Source organism: Nostoc edaphicum CCNP1411, assembly GCF_014023275.1.
Classification (GTDB): domain Bacteria; phylum Cyanobacteriota; class Cyanobacteriia; order Cyanobacteriales; family Nostocaceae; genus Nostoc; species Nostoc edaphicum_A.
In genome coordinates this window covers 1,655,974-1,679,057 of the sequence record NZ_CP054698.1, presented here as the reverse complement: position 1 = coordinate 1,679,057, position 23,084 = coordinate 1,655,974, and the positions used below count along the sequence as shown (strand labels likewise).

Sequence of the window (23,084 nt, the reverse complement as noted above, 5' to 3'; positions counted from 1 at the left end):
CCCAATTGTAGAGACGCGATTTATCGCGTCTTGAAATACCAATCATCTACACTTTGCAATTTTCACAAATAATTCAACGTGAGTTCGACCAGTCTTATTTGACCTCTCCCCCAACCCCTCTCCGTGTCGGAGAGGGGAGCAAAAAGCTGAATTTTTCGTTGCTCCTCCCTTTCCGTTTCGGAGAGGGAGGCTGGGAGGGAGAGGTTCATCGAACTCACGTTAATTCAGGATTGCTATATCTTTGATAACGGAAGAGTAGGCATAGACACCATCTGGTTAGCCTTTTCAGACTGCGGTTGCATAATTTCAAACTTCCAGTCTGAAGAATAATCAGGCAACTCATAACCAACACTCTTAACATGAGCCAACATCAACTCATCTCGTTTATGCCAAACAGCAAATATTTTCTCCCTGCCATCATCTAACGTTTCTAAATCAATTTGATAAACCTCATTTACTCGCTTTAGCTTCAAACCCAACAAATTTAATAGTCGGCTGAGTATTTTTATTGCCGAAACCTGCTCTTTCTCTCCCACTAAATTAATACCAAGCGCTCTTTTAATATGCTTACTATGCTGAAAAGCAATATTTTTCAGCAAGATTAAATCTGGATCATTCTCAGTAAATTCGCGTTTTTCTTCGATAAACTGAAGCATTCCTAAAGCTCTCATCGCCTCAACTTTGAGCGTGTAAGTTTTTAAATCTGGGAGAAAAACTTTTCCTTCACCCCAAGATAATTGCTGATGCCATTCTTGCTCGTCTCTAACGTGAAAATATTCGCTCTCATGAGTTAAATAATAGTGAATTAAAAGCTGACGATAATATCCTTGTTCATCCTGCAACTTCAGCCAAGGAGTAATTTCTACACCATATCTTTGTCTAAGAACATATTTATTAATTTGGTTGCGTTCTCCATCAGTTAGGGAATGCTTAACTAATAGCTGCTCATATTCTACATAATCAATATCTTTAGCATTGGCTACAGCAGATGCTAAAGATAGTTGATTTTGCTGCTTAATCTCTTTAATTTTGCGTTTAATTTCTTTAGCCTTTTGACGACTTTGTGCCCAATCTTTTTGAACCTTGACAATTTCTAAAATTAATCTTCTGCGAGTAGCTAAATCATCGGCGTCAGTTGCCAAAAAGGCTAGGCGTAAATCTCGAATAATATTATTGTGAACTGCATTACTCCGCACCTGAATTTGATGCCCATCAGCAATCAAACCATCTTGCATTGATTGCCGATAGAGGCGAATAGAAGCATTTACCCTTGCAGATAACTTCGCCCAAGTTCGCAAATGAATCGGGTCATAAACTAAGGGTAAATCTACATCTATTTTATGCAATGGACTCAGCAAAGCTAAGTTTTCCTTTTGATTTTCCTGATACCAATCAGATAGCAAGCGATAATTTGTACTCCCGCTACCAATTAAACCAATACCTCGTTTAGCGCACCAGACAACACGCGGTACATCATCCCTAACTCTTGCTAAAGCTTGTCTTGCTTCCGAATCAGGAATTACCCCTTGAAAAATACCATAAACTCGGTCGAAATGTTGGACATCAATACTAATTCCTGTACCAAGGCTAGGGGTAACAAAAACGCCGTCATATTCGGATATTTTTTGGTTAATCGCTGCAATAAAATCAACTGCTGCGTGACCAGGTGTGTTTGTAGTGTGACTACTAACTACCAGAGTTTTAGGAAATTGTCGCCGTAATTTTTGTAGCCGTTCTTTCAGATAACGTTCAATTGTTTCACAACTGTAACGCCCAGCCCGACTATCGGTAGTAACGTAACATTTACGTCCCGCAAGTAAATCTAATTCCAATTGATGAATTAGCGGTGTTGGGTTTGGTGAATCATAAAAAGTCACATCCCAACCTTGCTGAGGTTTCCACTGGTTGAGAACTACCCAAGGTGTTAATTTAATTCCTGCTAATCCCTGTAAATATTCAAGTGAAACATCTGATAAATCAGCATCTTGGGCAATTACTAACCCTCCGCTAGTTAAAACTGTTGCAATAAGTTGCTGGAATAACTTTAATATTTTTACCCGTTTGTGCTTACAAGTATTACTATTTAACAGATGCCATAAAGATTGCTCTACTTCATCTAAAATTACTATTGCCCCGCGCCAATTTTCCGGGTTAAGTTTCCAAATCGAATCAACGCACAAGCCGAGGGAAGGCTGAGGAAAGAGAGAGCGAAGAATCGGAGGAGCAGGAGTAAGTGTTTTATTAATCCTTTTTTCGCCATCTTCTTTATGTGTTCCCCATTGAATACCAATTTTTTCACATAAAAATCGTCCAAGTAGGATTCTATGAGTAATTAATAAAACGGGTTGATTTCTACTTTTTGCTTGCTGAACAACACCTTGCAATGCTGTCGTTTTCCCCGTTCCTTTCGCTGATTTTACTCCTACTAATCCAGAAGTGGGGAAAGGTATTTCACCTATATAAGGACGGTTGAAGGTAAGTGCCGCAGGAATGCTTAACTCGGTGTGGGGTTTAGTTTGAGCAAGATAAATTTCTAAATCAATACTTTGGCGATAAACTTTCTCGAAACTACTTGCACCCTTAGCAATAATAAATTCATCAACCCCTTTTTCTATTCCTGGAAGTTCGATGACTTTCACAGGACAATTTTTTTGCTGGAATAAACAACCAAGTTGAGAAATGGCATTATTTACAGCAGCAATTGTCTTGGGTTGAGTTTCAAAATCAAAGCAAATGTAAAAGCTGCGCTTTGTAAGCGTAAATGCTGCTAAATCAGGAATTAGCTGACGACGGGTAACTTTGCCAAATTCATCTTTCACAACCCGATAACCACTGGTAATTCCGGGAATGGCAATAGCTACATATCCTTGCGTTAACAAAGTGGCTGCTTTCTTTACACCCTCGCAGATGATAAGGGGAATATTCTGTTGCATCACCCATTGCCAAAAGCCTCTAGCTTCACCATCAGCAGTAATGGTGATATTGTCGGGCATGACCAGATTGTAACGCCCAGCGACTTGCTGCCACACTTGCAACGTTACCCGCAAACAAAATACCCGCGTTGGCGTGCTGGGGGGATGCTCGTACTTGATGGATTTGCCATTGTGGTTTTGTCGGGGTTGGTTTGGCTTAAAGCATCCCCATTCCATCATTTGCCAATTATTCAAAGGGTCTAGTCCCGAACACCACCAACCACCTTCTGTGATGTGAGCGTAACGCTGCAACCATCCGGCTTTCACCATTCCGGTATTTGTGCGGGGGAGTAGCTCAGAAATCAACAGGTACTCATAAGCTGTTACACCTTGGAGCGACCTAAAATTGAGATGCACTAAGTGTAAGTCTATACCACTACTCTTGACTAATTCTTCAAGGTGTTGGGGGTGTAAATAGTGCAGATGCATAGGGAAAGGCGCGAAGGGAAGACAATGAGATTAAAACAGTAACACGCATCTGCTTTTTTTTAATACGCGAGATTGCGAGGCTTTTATGATGCTTTTTTTACTTCGTTATAAGAAGCACATCGGTTAAGGCTCTAGTGGGTTATTCTGCCTATTAGATCCCCAAAGTAATAATTTTGTATTGTGATATTTGTTCGCTTTTAATTTTTATTTATCAGTAAATTTCTGCGTTCAGGAATGCGATCGCTGCATGACATCGCTATGAGGTAATATCTTTATCAAGTTCAGCAAAGGCTTTACACTGAGCATCCACCTGTACCACGCCTCATGTGTGAGATTGTCACCTCTCTGAATGAATAGAGACAAAACTCCTCACTCTACAGAATCCTTTAACCTCACTCCAAAGGTTTGCTAACAAAGGTTTGAGATAGCCTTAACTGTTAATTTTTCTTTGCGATCGCAGTTAATACAGATAACTTGACGTAACACTTTTACCCAAGTAACACGGTAACGACTAAAGCTGATTGGAGGTAAAATAAACAACAGCTTTTAAAATAAGTTCAATCTGCTTTATAAATCTTTTGCTTTTAGTTACGAATGTAGGAAATATGGCTTTGTACCTTTTGATTCTACCGTGTGCTTTTTTCATCACTGGCTATTTTTTATTAAAAAGAAATAATAATGAAATCTCACATTTAGTAGCTGTATTTGCAGCTATCAGTCTGATTTTGGGTTTAATGTTAGCTCCTTGGCAGATTTTACTTCTACTATTAATTCTTATTCTTATCAGTACAAGCTACGAATACTATACAAGCAAAATAGTCAGCAGGGAAACACAATATCCACAACAGCCTGTTCCCAAATCGGAACCAGATTATAACTTAATCTACCGTGGGGCTTGCTATCGTGCTGACCCCAATGCCAAATCAGATGGAGTCACCATAGCACCAGTAACCCATAAACTGAGCTTTCGAGGATGTACCTATTTTGTTTGTGCTGATCCTAATGCCAAATCAGATGGAGTCACCATAACTCCTGTAACCCATAAATTGAGCTTTCGGGGAAGTACCTATTCTATAAATAGAACTGCACACAGAGAAATTAAAGAGTAAGGTAGCTAGAAACTCTGTACAAGTCTCTTAAAGTTGAAATTTTATCAGGAGAGGCAGAGGGTAGGAGGAAGAAAATATATTTTTGCCCTCTGTCAAGCGGGTTTAGAGCAAGTAAATTTATTTATGAAAAACAAAAAAATATCTATTTCGAGACGCACAGCGCAAGAAATACAGCGTCCTTAGGGACTTCCAAATATAAAAAATATCCCATCGCTTTTAGGGCAGGGGAGCAGGGGGCACTTAGCAGGGGGAGGAAAAGTCGTTGTGATTCCAAAAATTGGATAATTTCTTTTTTGGAGTTCCCTTATTAAATCCCCTAAATTTATTTATGGGGATTCCTTCTGCCTTCTGCCTCCTGCCCCTGCCTCCTGCCCTCTGCCTTCTGCCTCCTGAAGAAATACCTGATGCAGATACTTGGAGAAATGGTACTAATATATGGCTTTGTCAAGATTCCTAGACGCAGAAATAATGTTAAAAAATAAGAATATCTTCTGTAAATTGCTGTTGACAAAGTTTATTTTCTATAGTGAGTGGAGAGGAACGAGGAACTTCCTTGGTAAAAGAGGGATCTAGTTAGCTTGTTCCTTGACTATTCACTCCTTGGGGAGGCGCTTAGTCTCCGAAAAACTCTGCTTTATCTGATGTCTCCATTAAATTAGAAGCAACTCAGAAATCGTTAACATATTTTTAAACTATCAAATTATGTGGAAATCAAAGTTAATATTTAGATTTATACTATCGGTTGCTGCGATCGCAACTAGCGTGCAGCTAAGTTCAGGGAGTGACTATGCTATTGCTGAAAGTGCATCTTCCAATCCGACTATTGAACCTGGACAACAAAATCAAGCTTTAGAAGATGCCAAGGTTGCGATGGTAGGAGTTGGCATCGGAGCGATCGCAGGCTTACTCATTTCTGGTTTATGGTATCAGAAACGTCGTTACCGCAAAATCCAGTCACGTGCCAAAATAATCCGCTTTCGTGAAGAGTTTCTCTGCGGCTCTTTAGCAGATTATTACTTATCTAATTCTAAAGCAAATGCATCACCGACAAATTCTCGGAAAACTTTAGCAACACCAACTAAAGAAGAAATATCCGATTCCCCTGCTTCTGAGGAAACTTTAGTAACGCCAAATAAAGAAGAAATATCCGATTCCTCTACTTCGGAAACAAATAATCTAGCAGCAGAACCTACGCCAGCCGCAGAATTTAATTTATTATCTGACTCATACCACAAGTTAATTGAGGAAATTGTTGATACCGCTCTCAAAGGTCAAATTAGTTCCAAAGAGTATATATATTGCCAATTAGTAGAAAATGTGAGTAGTGGTAATGGTGAAATCTTTGAACGCTGTTTGAGCGATCGCTTGCATTCCACCCAATCTGAACTAGATCAGGTGATAAATTCTCCGAGTTTGTTCCAAAAAGAGACTCCTGAATTAAAGAAAGCTCGTTTAAATCGTACCTTAAAAGCATTACAAAGTATTCAAGGAGAATGGGAACGAGTCCAAAAACAAAAACAGAATCAAGCCGCAGTCACCGCAGCCGTGCAACAAATTCTCACAGCCTCAGAAGCTTCTCGCTTTTCAGTCTTGTTACAAATTATTGACCCTAACCAAAACCAAGTTTTCAGCCAAAGTCAATTACAACAACTGGCGCAAGAGTTAAAGGAAGCGGCGTCTTCTCACGACGATCTCCACCGAAAACAAGAAATACAACAACTAGCGATCGGCATTGCTAATGGCGTAGAATCCTATCAGCAATTGGAAGGTTCTCTTGTCAGTTGGATTTACGAGCCAAAAGCAACTCCATTAGGATTGAAAGAGTCCAGAGCAAAGCAAGATCCTTGGGCTTCATGGGCACTAAAAGTCAGCAGTCCCTTGCCAAAACTATTATTTTCTACATTGGCAGATGGCGGTTCTGCAACAGAGATAGTTGTTCACCAATCTGATATAAATCTGAAAGATTGGGTGGAATTGACAGTAATTCTGCAAAGAATGCAGCAAGGTTTGGTGACTTGGTTTGAAAGACAACCTTATGATTCCAAATGGGGTACATCTGCGTCCATTGCCACTTTTCTCAGTTTCGCTGTAGTTTGGTGCGAGTTATCTAATGGTTTCCGCAGCAAAGGCGAAGAATTAGCGAAAGCCTGTTTTCAGATCGTCTTACAAATTCTCAGAACTTTTGCCCATCGTGAATACTTTCCCCTTTACGGTGGGGCATTTGCCTTTTTCGGTAGAGATTCGCTGCAAGATGCGATCGCTTATTTAGATACACCACTCAAAGAAGTGGAAGGTACTCAAGAAAAAGCGCGGATATTAACGCTGTTGGGTTATTCCCAGTTTATTTTAGGTAAATATCCAGAGGCAAACTCATTTCACCAGGAAGCCTTAGAAATTGCCCGCCAAGCCGGGGATCAACCCTGTGAAATTGCCAATCTCAACCACAGTAGCCGTGTTTGCGTTGCTCAAAAAGATTATTCTCAGGCGATTAACTACAGCCAGAGGGCATTAATTTTGGCTCGTCAAGCAGGCGATCGCTTGGGAGAAGCTCACGCCCTGGCAACTTTAGGCTATAGCGAAGTATTTGCAGCACAGCAGATAGAATGCGTAGAACCAGATGTCTATGAACAAGCAATAGAATACTTGCGCCGAGGTTTGGAATTGTCAGAAAAATTCAGTGATTCACGATTTGGTATCACCTTGGCTGCTCGTCAAACTCAAGCCCTTTGTTACATCAGTCTTGGAATTGCTCACGTCGCCTTAGAAAAACCCCAAGCTGCTGTAGAATACCTCGAAAAAGGCACTGAGGCGGTGCAGTTTTCTAGTGATAAATATCTGCAAGGGGTGAACTTTTTGTATTTGGCGGAAAGTTACTACAACCTGAATAACTATGAAAAAACTGTATACAATAGCTGCCTGGGGATGTATTTATTAGAGCAAATTACGGCGGTGGAATGGCGGCAAGCGGCTGGGTTACTAACAATTTTACAGAGTAAATTAGGAGATGAAGCTGTACAGCAATTAATAGTAAAGTCCCGAACGAACATCATGAAATTTATTGGTGTTGACGGTTATGATTACTTGCCGCAATTGCTAGAAAAATACAAGCGATCACACTAATTTTTTGCAATAGATAGAAGTGCATAAGCACAGCCCTCCGCAGGTATCATGATTTTATAAATGTAATAAAAACAGCCGTAAAGTCATACCTAATTTCAAGATTGATAAATTCCTCATTTTGTACTAAAACTTATTGCTGTCTCATTAGGTCTAGTCATATAATGCTGAGGTAAATTTTCTATGTAAATCTATGTTCAAGTCTTGGGAGTCAAAACTGCGGAACTTACGGGTTGAAATGCTAGGACGTGTTCCTGATATTTTGCTCAAGCCTTTTGCCAATTGTAGTAATGTATTTAAGAAAATCACACCCTATAACTTTTATATTCTTTTGAATATTCAAGACAAATATATTGGCCGCCCACTATTTATGAAAGGTAGCTATGAACAAAGCATATCAGAAACTTTTGTCAAATATCTCAAGCCAGACTCTTGTGTTATAGATATTGGAGCTAATATAGGCTATTACAGTTTACTAGCTGCCAGCCAATGCCCCCGTGGTAAAGTGTTTAGTTTTGAACCTGATAACAACAATTTTAACCTCTTGAAAACGAGTATTATCTATAACGCATTTGAGGAAATTATCCAAGCATATAATTTTGCTGTCAGTGACGCTAATAAAACTATTATTATTTCTGATCTTGGTAATACATCTAATTCTGGAGCAAGGGTTACTTCTGAAAATGAAGATTTATTAAAATCTCTAATTTCTGCTCCAGATGCATACTTCAAAAAGATAGAGGCTGTTCAACTTGATACTTTTTTAATAGAAAATAGAGTAGATATAGTCAAAATTGATATAGAAGGACATGAACCGTATGCCATCCGGGGTATGTTGAATATTCTTAAGCGAGATAAGCCTATTATCTTTGCAGAATTTGCACCTTTAAATCTAAAATTATTCGGCGGTATAGAACCATCTGATTTTTTAAAGCTAATTTTAGATATTGGTTATCATATTTCCTTAGTTGAAAGAAGTGGTAGATTACTTAAGTTTGGCAGAGATATTCCTGCCATTATGAATTACTTTGAGCAACAAAAAACTCATCATATCGATATTATTTTTACAGCCTGTAACTAGCAGATAATCAGGCTCTATTGTTTAATTATATTCGTTCAAGCCTAGAGTCTGAAAATGTAATTAGAGGATCTCTGCTCCTGATTTAAGGGTTTAAGCGCTACAAACTACTTTATGACACCTTGAAAGCGGTTCGTTGACAGAACACCATAGACATTTTTGCAGATTGTTCACAACTGTTACCGCAGCCACTAATTACAGTAATTACCAATTACAAGAAGCAACCAAACAAGCCACTATCTCAACTAGTTCTTCTGGAGCAATCGGTTTAGATACATGAGTGTCAAATCCAGCTTCCAAGGCACGAATTCGAGCTTCACTATCGGCATAGGCTGTTAAAGCAATAGCTGGGATTCGTCCACCATTCATTGGTTTGAGCGCACGGATTTTGTTGATGAAAGTGTAGCCATCTTCCCCAGGCAACCCGATATCACAAACTAAAACATCGGGTTGTAATTCAGACAATACTTCGCGTGCCGCCGCTGCTGATATCACTGCTATAACTTTTGCTCCATCCATTTCCAAGACAGTAGCGATAAAGAAGCGAGTATCATCATCATCCTCAACTACCAGGATATTTAAATCGGCAAGAGTTCCAGAAGGTTGCATAATAAATGATGTTTTATCCTTACTTGCTGTGACTTTTACCGAAGAAAAGCAGAGGGCAGGAGGCATACCGCTTCATCTATTTTCCTACTGCCAGAACATTTTGCACAAGTAGACCCCATATTTGGGTAGGAGGCAGGTTGATTTTGGGGCTGATTATTGATAAACCAAACTTATTATTCATTCAAGGCAATTAGATTGACATGATTCAAACAATATGTTAATAATAATAGTTTGTGGAAACTTTACTTCTTAATATAAGCTCTTGGCTAACGTCATTGTCATAGGTGCCCAATGGGGCGATGAAGGAAAAGGTAAAATAACTGACTTACTCAGCCGTTCCGCAGATGTTGTGGTGCGTTACCAAGGGGGTGTCAATGCTGGACACACTATTGTAGTTAAGGGTCAGACCTTTAAGCTGCACTTGATTCCCTCTGGTATTTTGTATCCAAATACCGATTGCATTATCGGCTGTGGAACAGTAATCGATCCACAGATTTTGATCGCAGAACTCGACCAACTAAAAGAATTAAATATTTCCACTGACCACCTGCTGATATCTGAGACAGCCCACGTAACGATGCCTTATCATCGATTGATTGACCAGGCATCTGAAGAACGACGGGGAAGCTATAAGATCGGCACAACAGGTCGGGGCATTGGGCCGACTTATGCTGACAAATCTGAACGTACAGGCATTCGGGTTTTAGACTTGATGAACCCTGATGGACTACGTGAGCAGTTAGAGTGGACGATTAATTATAAAAACGTCATTTTAGAAAAGCTTTACAACTTGCCGCCTCTAGATGCACAAGAGGTGATTGAACAGTATTTGGGTTATGCAGAACGCTTGCGACCTTACGTGATTGATACATCGTTAAAGATATCCGATGCGATTCAACGACGGCGCAATATTTTGTTTGAAGGCGCACAAGGCACGCTCCTTGACCTAGATCACGGAACTTATCCTTATGTCACCTCCTCCAACCCTGTGGCGGGGGGGGCTTGTGTTGGTGCAGGGGTAGGGCCGACAATGATTGACCGGGTAATTGGGGTGTCGAAAGCCTATACAACCCGTGTGGGAGAAGGGCCATTTCCCACGGAATTGGATGGAGAGTTGGGAGAATTGTTGTGCGATCGCGGGGCCGAATTTGGCACAACTACCGGACGGAAACGGCGCTGTGGCTGGTTTGATGCTGTCATCGGTCGCTATGCCGTGCGGATTAACGGCATGGATTGTATGGCGCTCACCAAACTAGATGTCCTCGATGAATTAGAGGAAATTCAAGTTTGTGTCGCCTATGACATCGATGGTCAACGCAGCGAACACTTCCCCACCAGTTCTCGTCAATTTGCGAGATGTCGCCCCATTTATAAAACCTTACCAGGCTGGAAGGTGTCAACAACCCACTGCCGCACCCTGGAAGACTTGCCACAGCAAGCGCTGGACTATCTAAAATTCCTCGCTGAATTGATGGAAGTTCCGATCGCGATCGTCTCACTAGGAGCAAGCCGCGATCAAACCATAATCGTAGAAGACCCCATCCACGGGCCTAAACGCGCTTTATTGCACCCCGATGGCACACCTGCTACCTTACTAAGTGCGTAAATTGGTCATTAGTCATTAGTCATTGGTCATTAGCAAATGACAAATGACAACTGACAAATGACAAATGACAACTGACAAATGACAAAGGACAATTTATATGGCTATTACAGTCGAATCTCAAAAACGTCCAGAAGGCAGTAAGCCAAGAGCTTTGCGCCGTGCTGGACTGATACCTGCCAATTTGTATGGTCATAAGGGTACAGAATCCATTTCTTTGACCATTGAAGCCAAAACTGTTGAGCGTTTGCTCAAAAGAGCTTCCGTTAACAACACCTTGATTGAGTTGAATATAGCTGATGCACCTTGGCGCGGCAAAACCTTGCTGCGGGAACTTCAGATCCATCCAGCTAAAGGTACACCTTACCACCTCAGCTTTTTCGCGGTTGCTGGCCACGGCGACACAACTGTAGAAGTTCGGCTGCGTTTTGTAGGTACTGCTATTGGTGTTAAACAAGATGGTGGTGTTTTAGACACCGTAATTTCTGAATTGCAAGTGAGTTGTGCACCAGAAAATATCCCAGATGTAATCGAAATCGATGTCTCTAACCTGCAAATTGGAGACAGCTTGAGTATTAGTGATATAGCCTTTCCTGAAGGTGTAACACCTCTAGCGGAGTTAGAGCGACTTGTGGTCAGCGTTTTGCCACCACAAATTAGCGCTGCTGATGCTGGTACTGAAACTGAAACTGAACCAGCTTCTTAAGCTATGTAAACTGTGTAATAATTTTTGATGTCACCAGGGGGATAACTCCTGGTTTTTTTGTATTTGAACCGCAAAGGAATAGAAATGACAGAAGCAACTTTTCCAGTCCTAATTCAGCAAATGTTGCAGCCTGGCTTTTATCCCCATACGGTAACAGAACCCATTGAACTAATTCAAACTCACGTTTCTTATGTGCTGTTAACTGGGGATTACGCTTATAAGCTGAAAAAACCTGTGAATTTTGGCTTTTTGGACTTTTCCACCTTAGATAAGCGGCAGCATTTTTGTCAGGAAGAGTTGCGGTTAAATCAGCGGGGTGCTGGTGAACTGTATTTAGAAGTTTTGCCCATAACTTTGGTAGGGGAGCAATACCAGTTAGGGGGAACAGCAGAAGCTGTAGAATACGTGCTGAAGATGCGCCAGTTTCCTCAAGAGTCACTATTGAGTACACTTTTTGAACAGGGTAAGTTAAATGAGACACACCTAGAAGAGTTGGGACGAGTGGTGGCTCAATACCATGCCGAAGCACAGACGAATGATTATATTCGCACTTTTGGTGAAGTAGCAAATGTCCGGGCTGCCTTGGATGAGAATTATCAGCAAACTGAGAACTATATTGGTGGCCCCCAGACTCAGGCGCAGTTTACAGAAACAAAGCAATATACAGATAAATTTTTTGCAGAACGTCCAGAATTATTTGCTAGTAGAATTCACAACAATTATATTCGTGAATGTCACGGGGATTTACACCTGAGAAATATTGCCCTGTGGCACGATAAAATCTTGCTGTTCGATTGCATTGAGTTTAATGAGTCGTTTCGCTTTGTCGATGTAATGTACGATGTGGCGTTTACGGTGATGGATTTGGAAGCGCGGCAGCGCAAAGACTTGGGTAATGCGTTTTTGAATGCCTATATAGAGCAAACTGGAGACTGGGAAGGCTTACAGGTGTTGCCTTTGTATTTAAGTCGTCAGGCTTATGTCAGGGCAAAGGTAACTTCATTTTTGCTAGATGATCCGAGTGTACCTGCGACAGTAAAGGAAGAAGCGACAAAAACTGCTGCTGAGTATTACAAACAGGCTTGGGATTACACTAAACCAAAGCTGGGACAACTGATTTTGATGTCGGGGTTGTCGGGTTCTGGTAAAAGTACTACAGCGAAGTATTTAGCCCGTGAGCTAGGAGCAATTCAGCTTCGTTCAGATGCAGTGCGGAAACACTTAGGGGGAATTCCTCTGCGGGAACGGGGTGGCGATGATTTGTATACACCAGAGATGACCGAAAAAACTTACACACGCCTATTGGAATTGGGAATTATACTAGCTAAACAAGGTTTTTCGGTGATATTGGATGCCAAGTATGATAAACAGCAGTTACGGCAAGAAGCGATCGCTCAAGCTACGAAACACCAAATTCCCATTCAGATTATCCAATGCACAGCACCCCTTGAAGTTTTAAAAGAGCGTTTGAACAATCGCACTGGTGATATCGCTGATGCTACCGCCGATTTATTAGCTTCACAAATCAAACAAGCTGAATCTTTCACGGAAGAAGAAGAACCTTACGTAAAGATTTTGGATACAACTCAATCACAACAGGCACAATTGAAATCATTCGTAATTCGTAATTGAATCGAAAATTACGAATTACGCATCAGTAATTAGTTAATAACTTTTTTACTCTATGGCAGACAAAAAGAACGATTTTTTCGCTATTTCTCCCAGCTTCTTTTCTCAACTGTTATTTGGGGCATTTTTAACATTTATATTAATCATGACCAACTCCGCACCAGCCCTGAGCATCTTCTTAGGTATCTTGGGCGGTTTCATCTTAAGCTGGATCACAAATGTAACTAGTAATAGCCCCCAAGCACCAGCGGTAGCCTCCTCTGATGGTGTGGATACAGGATTGAAATACTGGTTATTTTTCATGCTTGGTTTTGTATATTTGGGGTATCCCGCACCCATGAGTATCTTGCTAGGTGGAATAGGCGCTTTAGCTGGAGGCTGGATTACAGCTTGGTGGGGAAGTAAGGAAGAAATTAGAACTCAGTTGCCAGTTGAAGAATCAGAAGTGGTTGAAGTTGAACCAACAAACGAGAGGATCAACAAACGGCAAACAAGAAGAACCGGGCGCCGTTATCGTCGCCCTCCTGGAAGTAGTTTCAATTTCAGGTTTTGGGAAAGGTAGTATATTTGGGAATTGGGAATTGGGCATGGGGCATTGAAAAGAGGCAGAGGGGCGGGGTGCGGGGGGAAGAGGGGAAAACTCTTCTCCCTTTCTCCCTGCTCCCTGCTCCCTTGCTTCTTCCCCATTCCCTATTCCCCAATAATATGTTTTTATATCTCTCCAAATTACTGCCACTATTTTTTTATCCACTAGGACTAGCTTGCGTAAGTTTGGTAGTAGCATTAGTTACTTTGTGGAAACGACCCCGGACTGCGGCGATCGCAATTGCTTTTGCCTTAAGTTTATTGCTATTTTGCAGTAATGCTTGGATCGCTAAATCATTAGTGCGATCGCTAGAATGGCAAAATCTTCCAAGTCAAATACCGAATGCAGAAGCAATTGTGGTTTTGGGTGGTGCAACTAAATCAGCTTTTCCTCCAAGACCTACTGTCGATTTGAGTGAATCTGGCGATCGCGTCATTTATGCTGCACAACTGTATCGCCAAAAAAAAGCGCCCATAATCATTCTGAGTGGGGGCCGCATTGATTGGCGGGGAAGCGGTTCATCAGAATCGGCAGATATGGCAACAATACTCACATCTATTGGCATTCCATCTGAGGCAATTGTTCAGGAACCCGACTCACTCAATACTTATCAAAATGCAGTGAATGTCCGCAAAATTTTGGAGTCTCGTGGCATCAGTCAGGTATTATTAGTTACTTCTGCAATGCACATGCCGCGATCGCTTCAGATTTTCCAGCGTCAAGGAATCAATGCCATTCCTGCACCCACTGACTTTCTGGTTAGTGAGGGTGAACTGCAAGAACTTGGTGGCACTCCCAAAGCCGCTATACTGAATTTATTACCTGATACCGACAACCTGCACCAATTTACCACCGCTTTAAAAGAGTACATTGGTTCTTTAGTTTATCGCTTACGCGGTTGGCTTTAATCAAGTTATGAGTTAGGAGTTATGATACCAATTCTGTATAAGATGCACATCATAATACCCTTCTGTAGTCCCCCCGATGCCTTGGGCTACGGTGTACATACAAGTGGAATTACCCCCCTTGCAAAGGGGGGAAATATCCGGTTCTCCCCCTTTGCAAGGGGGAGTTAGAGGGGGTGAATTATATGCAGCTTCACAAAGAAACAGTATGAGTTATGAGTTATTAATTATGAGTTATTAATTATGAGTTATTAATTATAAAGTGCGGTAATTGCCTGAATTCCAAACTCTTAATGACCAACGACAAATGACCAATGACAAATGACCAATGACCAATGACAAATGACAAACTAAATTAACTTTATGTCTAAAAATTTACCTTATATTATGCCATCCCCTCAACCCCAAGTTGAGGAAGCTTTTGCCACTTATCAAACAACCCATCATTTCTACCACGAAGTTCGGTCACGGTCAGAGTTTCAGAGTTATTGTGAATGGTATTATACAACAGCAGAACAGAACCGCCAAGAGCTTAAAAGAATGCGCGGCGAACTGAATATTTTTCAGTGGTTTCGCCGCCGATGAGTCATTTAGATGACTTCTAACTCATTTTCACGCAAATGGGCTTTAAACTTTTTACTAAACTGGACTAAAAGTGGGAAATTAGCGCTTACGGGTCTGTCTCGCCATTGGGTGGCAATACCTATTACTTCGCCTTCTGTACCTTTGATGTCAAAAGCCTGATTCCGATGCTCAGGATGATGATACACTACTACCGAATCTTTAACGCGGACGCGATCGCCAACTTTCATAACAACATTTACACCTAGCATTTTCTTTTCCACAAGTATCTGCTACAAAATATATGATTAAATCGCTTTGAATTTGATTTAATCAGCTATTTCTTGACGCTTCATCGGGGTGCGACGGTGCATTTAACCCTCTGCGTCCAGGCACGTATTAGCAATCCGTGCGTACTTTATTTAGTTTTTTGCCGCGTTAATATCTATCGCCCTTACCCCCTATATTTACCCCAAAAGTAGGGAAATGAAAGGAAATAAGCCGATCTCAGATGTGCTTAGTACTGTGACAAGATATCTAACCCTTTTATCTTCACTCCAGGATGTTCCCCAGGTCAACTCTCTCAACAATTTTCGTGTATGTCAGAGGTGCTGTTATTGCGATCGCTCCTTTGTATGCGATAGACTTTGGCCTCTCTCCTAAAAGGTTTAACTTTTTGGTTAATTTTATAGCAGGGTTGGCTGCTTATACTTAATTTGTCTAAAAAACAATCTCTTGACATTTACCCAAAAGACTTACCTGCTTAACCTCCTGCTATTTTTTAGCCCTGTCGAATTCACGTTAATGTAATTTCAGCTTTTTCTCCAGCACTGCTTTTACTTCCTGGGCAGAGGTATTTTCAGGAAACACCCGCAGCAAATCCTTCAAATCTTGAATGGCATCTCGGATCTGGGTTTGCAAAGCTGTCTGCTCAAGTGCAGTCTGATATAACTCTTGGGCGGTTGAGAGATTGCCTGCAACGAGGTGATAGAGTGCTAAGTTGAAGGTGTTTTGGCAATTGTCGGGTTTTTCGGTGTATTTTTGCTGGGCAATTTGGATGGCAATGTTTAAATCAGCTTCGGCGGACTCGGCTTGTTGGAGGGCAAGGTAGATAAGGGAACGAAGGTATCGATACCAATCATCTTTGGGGTCAAGTTCGATGGCATTGAAATCTTGCAGCGCTTCCTCGTAGCGTTCCATCAAGCAATAGGTACGACCTCGATCTGCGATCGCCCACTTATATTGGGGGTTAATTTCAATGGCGTGGTTGAAGTCTTCCAGCGCTTCCTCGTAGCGTTCCATTGAGCGATGGGTCAGGCCTCGAACTGCGATCGCCCATTCATATTGGGGGTCAAGTTCAATGGCACGATTGAAGTCTTGCACCGCTTCCTCGTAGCGTTCCATTGAGCGATAGGTTATGCCTCGATTTGCGATCGCCCATTCATATTGGGGGTCAAGTTCAATGGCACGATTGAAGTCTTGCACCGCTTCCTCGTAGCGTTCCATTGAGCGATAGGTTATGCCTCGATTTGCGATCGCCCAATCATATTTGGGATCAAGTTCAATGGCACGGTTGAAATCTTCCAGCGCTTCCTCGTAGCGTTCCATTGAGCGATGGGTCAAACCTCGACTTGCAATCGCCCACTCATATTTGGGGTTAAGTTCAATGGCGCGATTGAAATCTTCCAGCGCTTCCTCGTAGCGTTTCATCAAGTGATAGGTAAAGCCTCGATTTGCGATCGCCCACTCATATTTGGGGTTAAGTTCAATAGCACGATTGAAATCTTGCAGGGCTTCCTCGTAGCGTTCCATTGAGCGATGGGTCAAACTTCGACTTGCGATCGCCCACTCATCTTGAGGGTTAAGTTCAATGGCGCGATTGAAATCTTCCAGCGCTTCCTCGTAGCGTTCCATCAAGCGATAGGTTTCGCCACGATTTGCGATCGCCGCAAGATATTGGGGGTAAAGTTCAATGGCGCGATCAAAGTTTTGCAATGCTTTATCATACTGTTCCATCGAGCGGTAGCTTTCGCCGCAACGAAAGAAAACTTGAGAACTAATTAGATGTGGATGGGTGTCGATTCTACGTTGAGCAAGAGACTGCCTTAACAAGTCATGTATAAAGCGATAGCGACCACCAACACGCTGGAGCAATAGCCGTTCTGTAGCATAGTTGAGAAAACGAGCATAGTCCCAAGAAATTGAGTTAGTGCGATACAAAGATAAACGCACTAGAAAATGATTGATGCAGACATATCCCCCTCCCATCACAATCCATAGTAGGGGAGCTATAGGCAGGGAAATTAGCACAATCTTAACAAGAGATATCGTTGAAGGTAGTACAAGACAGAGTATTAAGATATGCAAAGGCACAAATATTATCGTAATCAGTATTGCATTTCGCCACAAGTTTTTAATTCCTTGATTTGGCACTGATAGAGTTTTAATTTTGAAGCGCCATTCTTCAAAGTCAAAGTCCAATGTTGGAATATTAAAGGTGAAGTCCAATGTTGGAATATTTAATTCATTCAATTTATTAATTAGTAGGCTAATTTGAGTAGGGACTAATATAGTCTTCCAATACGACAGCTTGCGTAATATTTTGTGTCGTTTGAGACTTGAGAATGAGATTTGGATGCCTCCCACAACTGATTCTATGTGTGGCAAATCCTTTAAGACATCTGTTCCCTGCTTCAAGCCATACAAAGAGCCAATCACCAATCCGAGCCAAAAACGAGAGCTAAACCCAATCCGATGTAGATTGATCAACCTAGAGAATAGCGCCCAAAAAATTACAGGAACGATTCCGATTAGCCCCCAACAAATTACGGCAACGATTAGCCCCCAAGCAATTACGGCAAAAAAAGTAAATAGCCACTTTTGAAGGGGTGTTGACAGCCATGTTGTTCCAATTTGCTCAATCAAAAACTCGGTTTCTGACTCTTGCAAAAGCTCTAATGCCAGAATTTCTAGCCATTTCTGACTCTGTTCGGGGCTAGGAATCTTTCCCTGACGATAGGCGCGGCTAGGGGTATCCTGTGTCAGCATCCGTCGCACATAGGCATCTAACAGTAAATTTAAGCGATCGCCTGCCGAAGTTGCCCGCCGCCACTGGGTTGGATCTAGCTCCTTATAGGCAAGTACCGCCATTGACAGTAACAACGGTCTGCGAATCAGCGCCAGGAAATTCTCATCTGCTACCAAGCTTTCTTTGAGTTCATCTCGGTTCGTCTCTGCCAAAAAAGTCTGGATTTGTTCATCCGTCAAGTCTTGGAGATAAACGGCTCCATCGAGTTCCAGCTTTTGAGTATAAGTGTTATACTGCTCGCGCCGACAGCATAACGCTACCTGCCTCGGACGCAAATCTGATTTTAACCACTGGTTAATTGCCTGCACACAATCCTGCTGATACTCTGGGCGTACCTCATCAAGTCCATCCAGCAAAGGTATTAACCTTTTTTCCTCTAGCCATTGGTTAATTTGGTGTGGCAAAAAGCCATATCTCTCTCGCACCTTGCCAGCCAGCCAATTTGCAATCGACCAGACAGGCGCTTTTTCAGGAAGAGACTCAGAGAGATTTTTCTTGGAAAAGCCCGGTAATCTAGATGTACCTTGACTCCGCCTAGAATTTGATTGAGATGCAGTCGGTTGCCAATCAGAAAGATCGACTACAACGGGAATGCGCTGCTGCGGATCATTTTCTGCTTTTTCCACGAGTTCTAGAGCTAAGTCCAGCAAGCTTGTTGTTTTACCCGCCCCCGGTTCACCCAAAATCAGCAACCGCTCTCCACATTGGTCAAATACCTGCTTGATCGTCGTTTCTGGTGACAATAGCTGACTTGGTTGAGCGATCGCCACTTTCACCTCCATACCCCAAGGACGACGCACCTGCTGCGGCTGCGTCTCCTTCTGCAAATTCAGCCTGACGGCATGGTGCAGTTGTCCCTCAAGTCTTAATTGAACCCATTTCCTAACTTCTGCCAGCAAATTCTGTTCGGCGTTAGGGCGCACTGTCTCCTGTGGCTTGAGCAGTACATTGCCATTCACCTGCTCAATATTGAATTGGTCGCGTCCCCGGTTGCCATAGCCGCGCCTACCACGTTTTCCCATGCCTATGAACCACCAATTTTGGGATTACCTTCAATTTTTTCAATATTGATTTGGTCGCGCCCATAGTTTTTATAGTCTCGATTGGAGGTGGTTTGATTTTGAATATTAATAATTTGCTGCGCTACCTGCCGTAACTCTGTCGCAAACACAGCATCATCGACCATCGCATCATCCAAGTACACTTCCAGCTTGTTTAGCGCTGCTGGGGAATGGTCAGTTTCTACTGCTGCGATCGCCGCTTCTGCTTTTACATTTCCTTTAAATTTAGCAGTGATTTTATTTCGTAGTTCCTTTGCCAAGGAAATTGCCCCGCCCACAGTCTTCTTCGCCACTTCCCCAGCCCCCGACTTAGCAAACTCCTGAAATGCGAGGTTGAGAATTGCCCCTGCTGCGATCGTAGTTAGTGGATCAGTCATCTCAATTCCTCAAAGTCACCACTTTTCCATTATCCTACGACCTACGTGGTGTCTATCAGATTTTCTGTAAAATCATGAACATTTTACAATGGACTTAAAAAATCTCTAATTGCGAAGATATCAATTATCAGTCTTATTACAACTAGTGGTCTGTCCCAAAAGTTTTAAGAGGTTAGTCGTGTTCAGATCCCCGACTTCTTCAAGAAGTCGGGGATCTAGCAGCCCCACAAAATTAATGCGATAGACCACTAGCTTCTATACTGTTACAAGATGTGATGTAGAGTTATTTGTGGTGCGATCGCTAATGAGTCTAAATAAGTTAGCGATCGCAATTTTATTGTCCATCATCGTGAATATAAAAGCCGTTCTGGCAAACATTGCAACGTTTCTCTCAAACATTACAATATTCATAAGCAATGTTTTAATGTTTCTCATTAGCATTGCAATATTCCTTATCAATACTGCAACGTTTCTCTCAAACATTACAATATTCATAAGCAATGTTTTAATGTTTCTCATCAACATTACAATATTCCTTATCAATATTGTAATATTCCTCATCAACATTACAATATTTCGGTATAACCTATTCCTTAATCCCTATTTTTCAGTCGGACACACTTGCTGCAATCTTTGGGGAAGTTGCCGACACATCTGCTGGAATCCTTGAGGATTGACTTGCCACCAAGTAAATAATCCCACACTTGTACCCACCACAAGCAACGCCAACACTCCCCCCAGCGTTACCAAACGTTTGCCTAGACGAGGTTTTGTAATTAAGGTTGGTGGAATTTCTGGGCTGAGAATTGGTTCCTCTGAAAGATCCAACTCTAAATCCAAATCTAGCAAAGTTTGCGAACTTTCTGTAAAGGAAATTAATTCTTCCTCTTCCTCTTCTTCCTCTACTTGTTCTGCTTCTTCTTGTATTTCTGCTTCTATAATCTCTTCTGGCAACGCCGGAGTCACAGGTACTAAATATTCCGGGGAGACACGGCAATAAGTGAGAACAACCGACGTATTATCACGCCCATTTTTTTCGTTTGCCAAGTCAATCCAGTTGCGGACAGCATCTTCAACTGTCATTTGCCCTGCTAACACAGGTATTGCATAATCCTGCCAAGATTGTTCCACCCAGTTATTATCACTCAAACCATCAGAACACAGTAGCAAGATGCCATCTTCTTCGACAATGAATCGCTGAACCTTGAGACGCAAAGATTCTGAATCTCTTGTCCCCAATGCTTGAGTTAAAGCACTAGCATCTTGTCTTAAAAGTGCCTTTCGATACAAGCTTTTAGCAAAGCGTACTTCCCGCGTTGCTACATCATCATCTACTGTGAGTAGCTGGCAATAATTACGAGTAATCCAATAGGCACGGCTATCGCCAACATTAGCCAAGTAAAGTTCATGGGTGTTATTTGATTGCCACCCAGTACTTGTTTGCACTCGTTGGGGAACTTGCAACGCCATAACAATAGTTGTAGCCATGCGTTCTCTGCCTTGGCGTTTTTGCTCATTATTACGCGCACAAATCAGATTATTTACCACCCGCAAGCTTGCTTCTAATTGTTCTTGCAACAACTCAGGTGGAACAAGTGCAGTTTGTTCTGTAACCTCTTTTAGTAAAACGCGAATTTGCAACTTTACAGACTGCACTGCCAACTGACTAGCAACCTCGCCGCCTTCATGTCCACCAATGCCATCACAAACAATTGATAAGTGGTGCAATAAAGGTTCATCTAAATCATTCAAAGTATTGGGGTAGCAAGCATCTTCATTTTGCGCCATAATTGGGCCAATATCTGTAGAGCCTGCCACCTTTAAAATTAATGGTAATTCTGCCGCAGATGCTAGTAATAAATTATTGAGTTGAATATTAATAGTCTCTACATCAACCTCAGTTTCACACATCTGCTGGACGATGTTTTGTAACCCCTTGGCTACTGATGTTTTTGCAGAAACTACCCAAAACTGCCAACACTCTCCCAGATTTTGTAAACTCAATTTCTCATTTGCTGGTGTTTGGTAAAGTTCTAACAGTCGCACACACCAACCTTGAACTCTCAAGTTGTCTGCTACCAGTAAACTGTGGCTAAGTCCCAACTCTGATAGAGGTGTCCAAAGTTGGAGAATTTGCCACAGCCAATAAACTTGTCGTACCGCCGTTGCTTGTTCCCATGCCTGAACAATAGTTGGATAAATATTTCCTGTCTTATCTATCGGCACATTTTCCAATAAGAGGATATCAGTTGTATTTTCCTCATAACAAGCAAACCCATAAGCCTGGGGGAGATGCAACCGCTCTTGATATAACCGTAAATAAGGAATTACTTGCGTTGGCAATTCTTCAGGAACATCTGGCGGTAGTCCCGGTTGAGTATCTAGCCAAATCTGGGAACTAATTACCTCATATCTGTCTGCTACCTTTGTGCCTGGTGGTATTTGAGCAGACGATGAGCCAGTCGCCCAAAGATAACGGTGAACTAAAGGAGTTTGGCAACTGGCACAAACACTATCTCCCATCGGATTAATCGGACTCTTACAACGTGGATTTATACAAAAAATTATCAGTTGAGTAGAAATCATAAAAGTATAAATTTAAAAAAACAATCAACTCATTAACTTCGATTAATTTTAGCTGCCAATGACTTGAAGGCTAGAATAGACTGGATTTGTGTACCGCTAGCTACACCTTGTTACTGAAATTAATCAAAATTATTGGTATAAATACCAAGTTTTGCTTGCTGTAAATAACTTAGTCTGGCTGTATCTAATCGTAGAAATGCATTTACGTCAATGTAGACACTAGGATGGCGCTATGCCAAGTTTTACCTTAATCTGGCTTCTGGCAGGAGGAGTTCTGTGTTTGACAGAACTGTTTTTACCATCGGCGTTTGTCGCTTTCATGATGGGAATTAGCGCTTTGGTGGTGGCGCTGCTGTCTGGAGTGGGTTTGGGAAATGTATGGTTGCAAGTTTTAGTTTGGCTATTACTTTCCACATTACTAATCGTGCTTTCTCGTCGGTTTTTGCAACCACGACGACGCCAGTCAAAAATTCAGGATGCAGTTATAGCCGAAACCTTAACAGAAATCCCACCTGGGAAAACAGGGCGGGTGCTGTATGAGGGAAATTCCTGGCAAGCACGATGCGACGATGACAAATTTACCGTAGCACCCCATCAAAGAGTTTATGTGGTGAGGAGAGAAGGTACTACTTTGATTGTGATACCAGAAAATTTATTGAGTCATTAGT

At 41.9% G+C, this 23,084-nt stretch carries 17 protein-coding genes; 10 read left to right on the top strand and 7 right to left on the bottom strand.

Annotated elements, in window-relative coordinates:
• Positions 1-233: 233 nt before the first annotated feature.
• The gene (locus HUN01_RS09750) at positions 234-3,401 is read right to left on the bottom strand and encodes a plasmid replication protein, CyRepA1 family (RefSeq protein ID WP_181931088.1); all 3,168 of its coding nucleotides are present in this window, start codon (positions 3,399-3,401) and stop codon (positions 234-236) included.
• A gap of 605 nt (positions 3,402-4,006) precedes the next feature.
• Between HUN01_RS09750 and HUN01_RS09745 the strand changes: the two genes are divergently transcribed.
• The 3 genes from HUN01_RS09745 to HUN01_RS09735 all read left to right on the top strand — a co-directional run bounded on the left by HUN01_RS09745 (position 4,007) and on the right by HUN01_RS09735 (position 8,708).
• Positions 4,007-4,510, top strand: coding sequence for a DUF4278 domain-containing protein (locus tag HUN01_RS09745; protein ID WP_181931087.1), 504 nt, complete (start codon positions 4,007-4,009; stop codon positions 4,508-4,510).
• Positions 4,511-5,212: 702 nt separating this feature from the next.
• Positions 5,213-7,630, top strand: a complete 2,418-nt coding sequence (locus HUN01_RS09740; RefSeq protein ID WP_338044534.1) for a tetratricopeptide repeat protein — start codon at positions 5,213-5,215, stop codon at positions 7,628-7,630.
• A gap of 235 nt (positions 7,631-7,865) precedes the next feature.
• Positions 7,866-8,708, top strand: a complete 843-nt coding sequence (locus tag HUN01_RS09735) for an FkbM family methyltransferase (protein ID WP_238846111.1) — start codon at positions 7,866-7,868, stop codon at positions 8,706-8,708.
• Between the two features lie 201 nt (positions 8,709-8,909).
• Here the strand turns inward: HUN01_RS09735 and HUN01_RS09730 are convergent, their stop codons facing one another.
• Positions 8,910-9,314: a response regulator gene (locus HUN01_RS09730; protein WP_181932628.1), complete on the bottom strand. Its 405-nt coding sequence runs from the start codon at positions 9,312-9,314 to the stop codon at positions 8,910-8,912.
• Between the two features lie 262 nt (positions 9,315-9,576).
• Between HUN01_RS09730 and HUN01_RS09725 the strand changes: the two genes are divergently transcribed.
• The 6 genes from HUN01_RS09725 to HUN01_RS09700 all read left to right on the top strand — a co-directional run bounded on the left by HUN01_RS09725 (position 9,577) and on the right by HUN01_RS09700 (position 15,328).
• On the top strand, positions 9,577-10,920 hold the full coding sequence (locus HUN01_RS09725; RefSeq protein ID WP_181931085.1) for an adenylosuccinate synthase: 1,344 nt from the start codon (positions 9,577-9,579) through the stop codon (positions 10,918-10,920).
• Between the two features lie 97 nt (positions 10,921-11,017).
• Positions 11,018-11,623, top strand: a complete 606-nt coding sequence (locus tag HUN01_RS09720; RefSeq protein ID WP_181931084.1) for a 50S ribosomal protein L25/general stress protein Ctc — start codon at positions 11,018-11,020, stop codon at positions 11,621-11,623.
• 84 nt (positions 11,624-11,707) lie between these two features.
• A complete protein-coding gene (locus tag HUN01_RS09715; RefSeq protein ID WP_181931083.1) occupies positions 11,708-13,255 on the top strand; it encodes a bifunctional aminoglycoside phosphotransferase/ATP-binding protein in 1,548 nt (515 codons plus the stop codon).
• 52 nt (positions 13,256-13,307) lie between these two features.
• Positions 13,308-13,814: a hypothetical protein gene (locus tag HUN01_RS09710; protein WP_181931082.1), complete on the top strand. Its 507-nt coding sequence runs from the start codon at positions 13,308-13,310 to the stop codon at positions 13,812-13,814.
• A 143-nt stretch (positions 13,815-13,957) separates the two neighbouring features.
• A complete protein-coding gene (locus HUN01_RS09705) occupies positions 13,958-14,746 on the top strand; it encodes a YdcF family protein (protein ID WP_069068188.1) in 789 nt (262 codons plus the stop codon).
• Between the two features lie 360 nt (positions 14,747-15,106).
• Positions 15,107-15,328, top strand: coding sequence for a hypothetical protein (locus tag HUN01_RS09700; protein ID WP_181931081.1), 222 nt, complete (start codon positions 15,107-15,109; stop codon positions 15,326-15,328).
• Between the two features lie 5 nt (positions 15,329-15,333).
• Here HUN01_RS09700 and HUN01_RS09695 read toward each other — a convergent pair whose 3' ends face one another.
• The 5 genes from HUN01_RS09695 to HUN01_RS09675 all read right to left on the bottom strand — a co-directional run bounded on the left by HUN01_RS09695 (position 15,334) and on the right by HUN01_RS09675 (position 22,416).
• Positions 15,334-15,555: a ferredoxin-thioredoxin reductase variable chain gene (locus HUN01_RS09695; protein WP_181932627.1), complete on the bottom strand. Its 222-nt coding sequence runs from the start codon at positions 15,553-15,555 to the stop codon at positions 15,334-15,336.
• Between the two features lie 550 nt (positions 15,556-16,105).
• Positions 16,106-19,414, bottom strand: coding sequence for a tetratricopeptide repeat protein (locus tag HUN01_RS09690; RefSeq protein ID WP_181931080.1), 3,309 nt, complete (start codon positions 19,412-19,414; stop codon positions 16,106-16,108).
• Between the two features lie 2 nt (positions 19,415-19,416).
• Entirely contained in the window at positions 19,417-19,830 is a 414-nt protein-coding gene (locus HUN01_RS09685; protein ID WP_069068185.1) for a hypothetical protein, read from the bottom strand.
• Between the two features lie 255 nt (positions 19,831-20,085).
• Positions 20,086-20,241 (bottom strand): hypothetical protein, encoded by a 156-nt coding sequence (locus HUN01_RS09680; protein WP_181931079.1) that lies wholly within the window; start codon positions 20,239-20,241, stop codon positions 20,086-20,088.
• 189 nt (positions 20,242-20,430) lie between these two features.
• Positions 20,431-22,416, bottom strand: coding sequence for a protein phosphatase 2C domain-containing protein (locus HUN01_RS09675; protein WP_181931078.1), 1,986 nt, complete (start codon positions 22,414-22,416; stop codon positions 20,431-20,433).
• A 232-nt stretch (positions 22,417-22,648) separates the two neighbouring features.
• Between HUN01_RS09675 and HUN01_RS09670 the strand changes: the two genes are divergently transcribed.
• A complete protein-coding gene (locus tag HUN01_RS09670; protein ID WP_181931077.1) occupies positions 22,649-23,083 on the top strand; it encodes an NfeD family protein in 435 nt (144 codons plus the stop codon).
• Position 23,084: the final 1 nt, after the last annotated feature.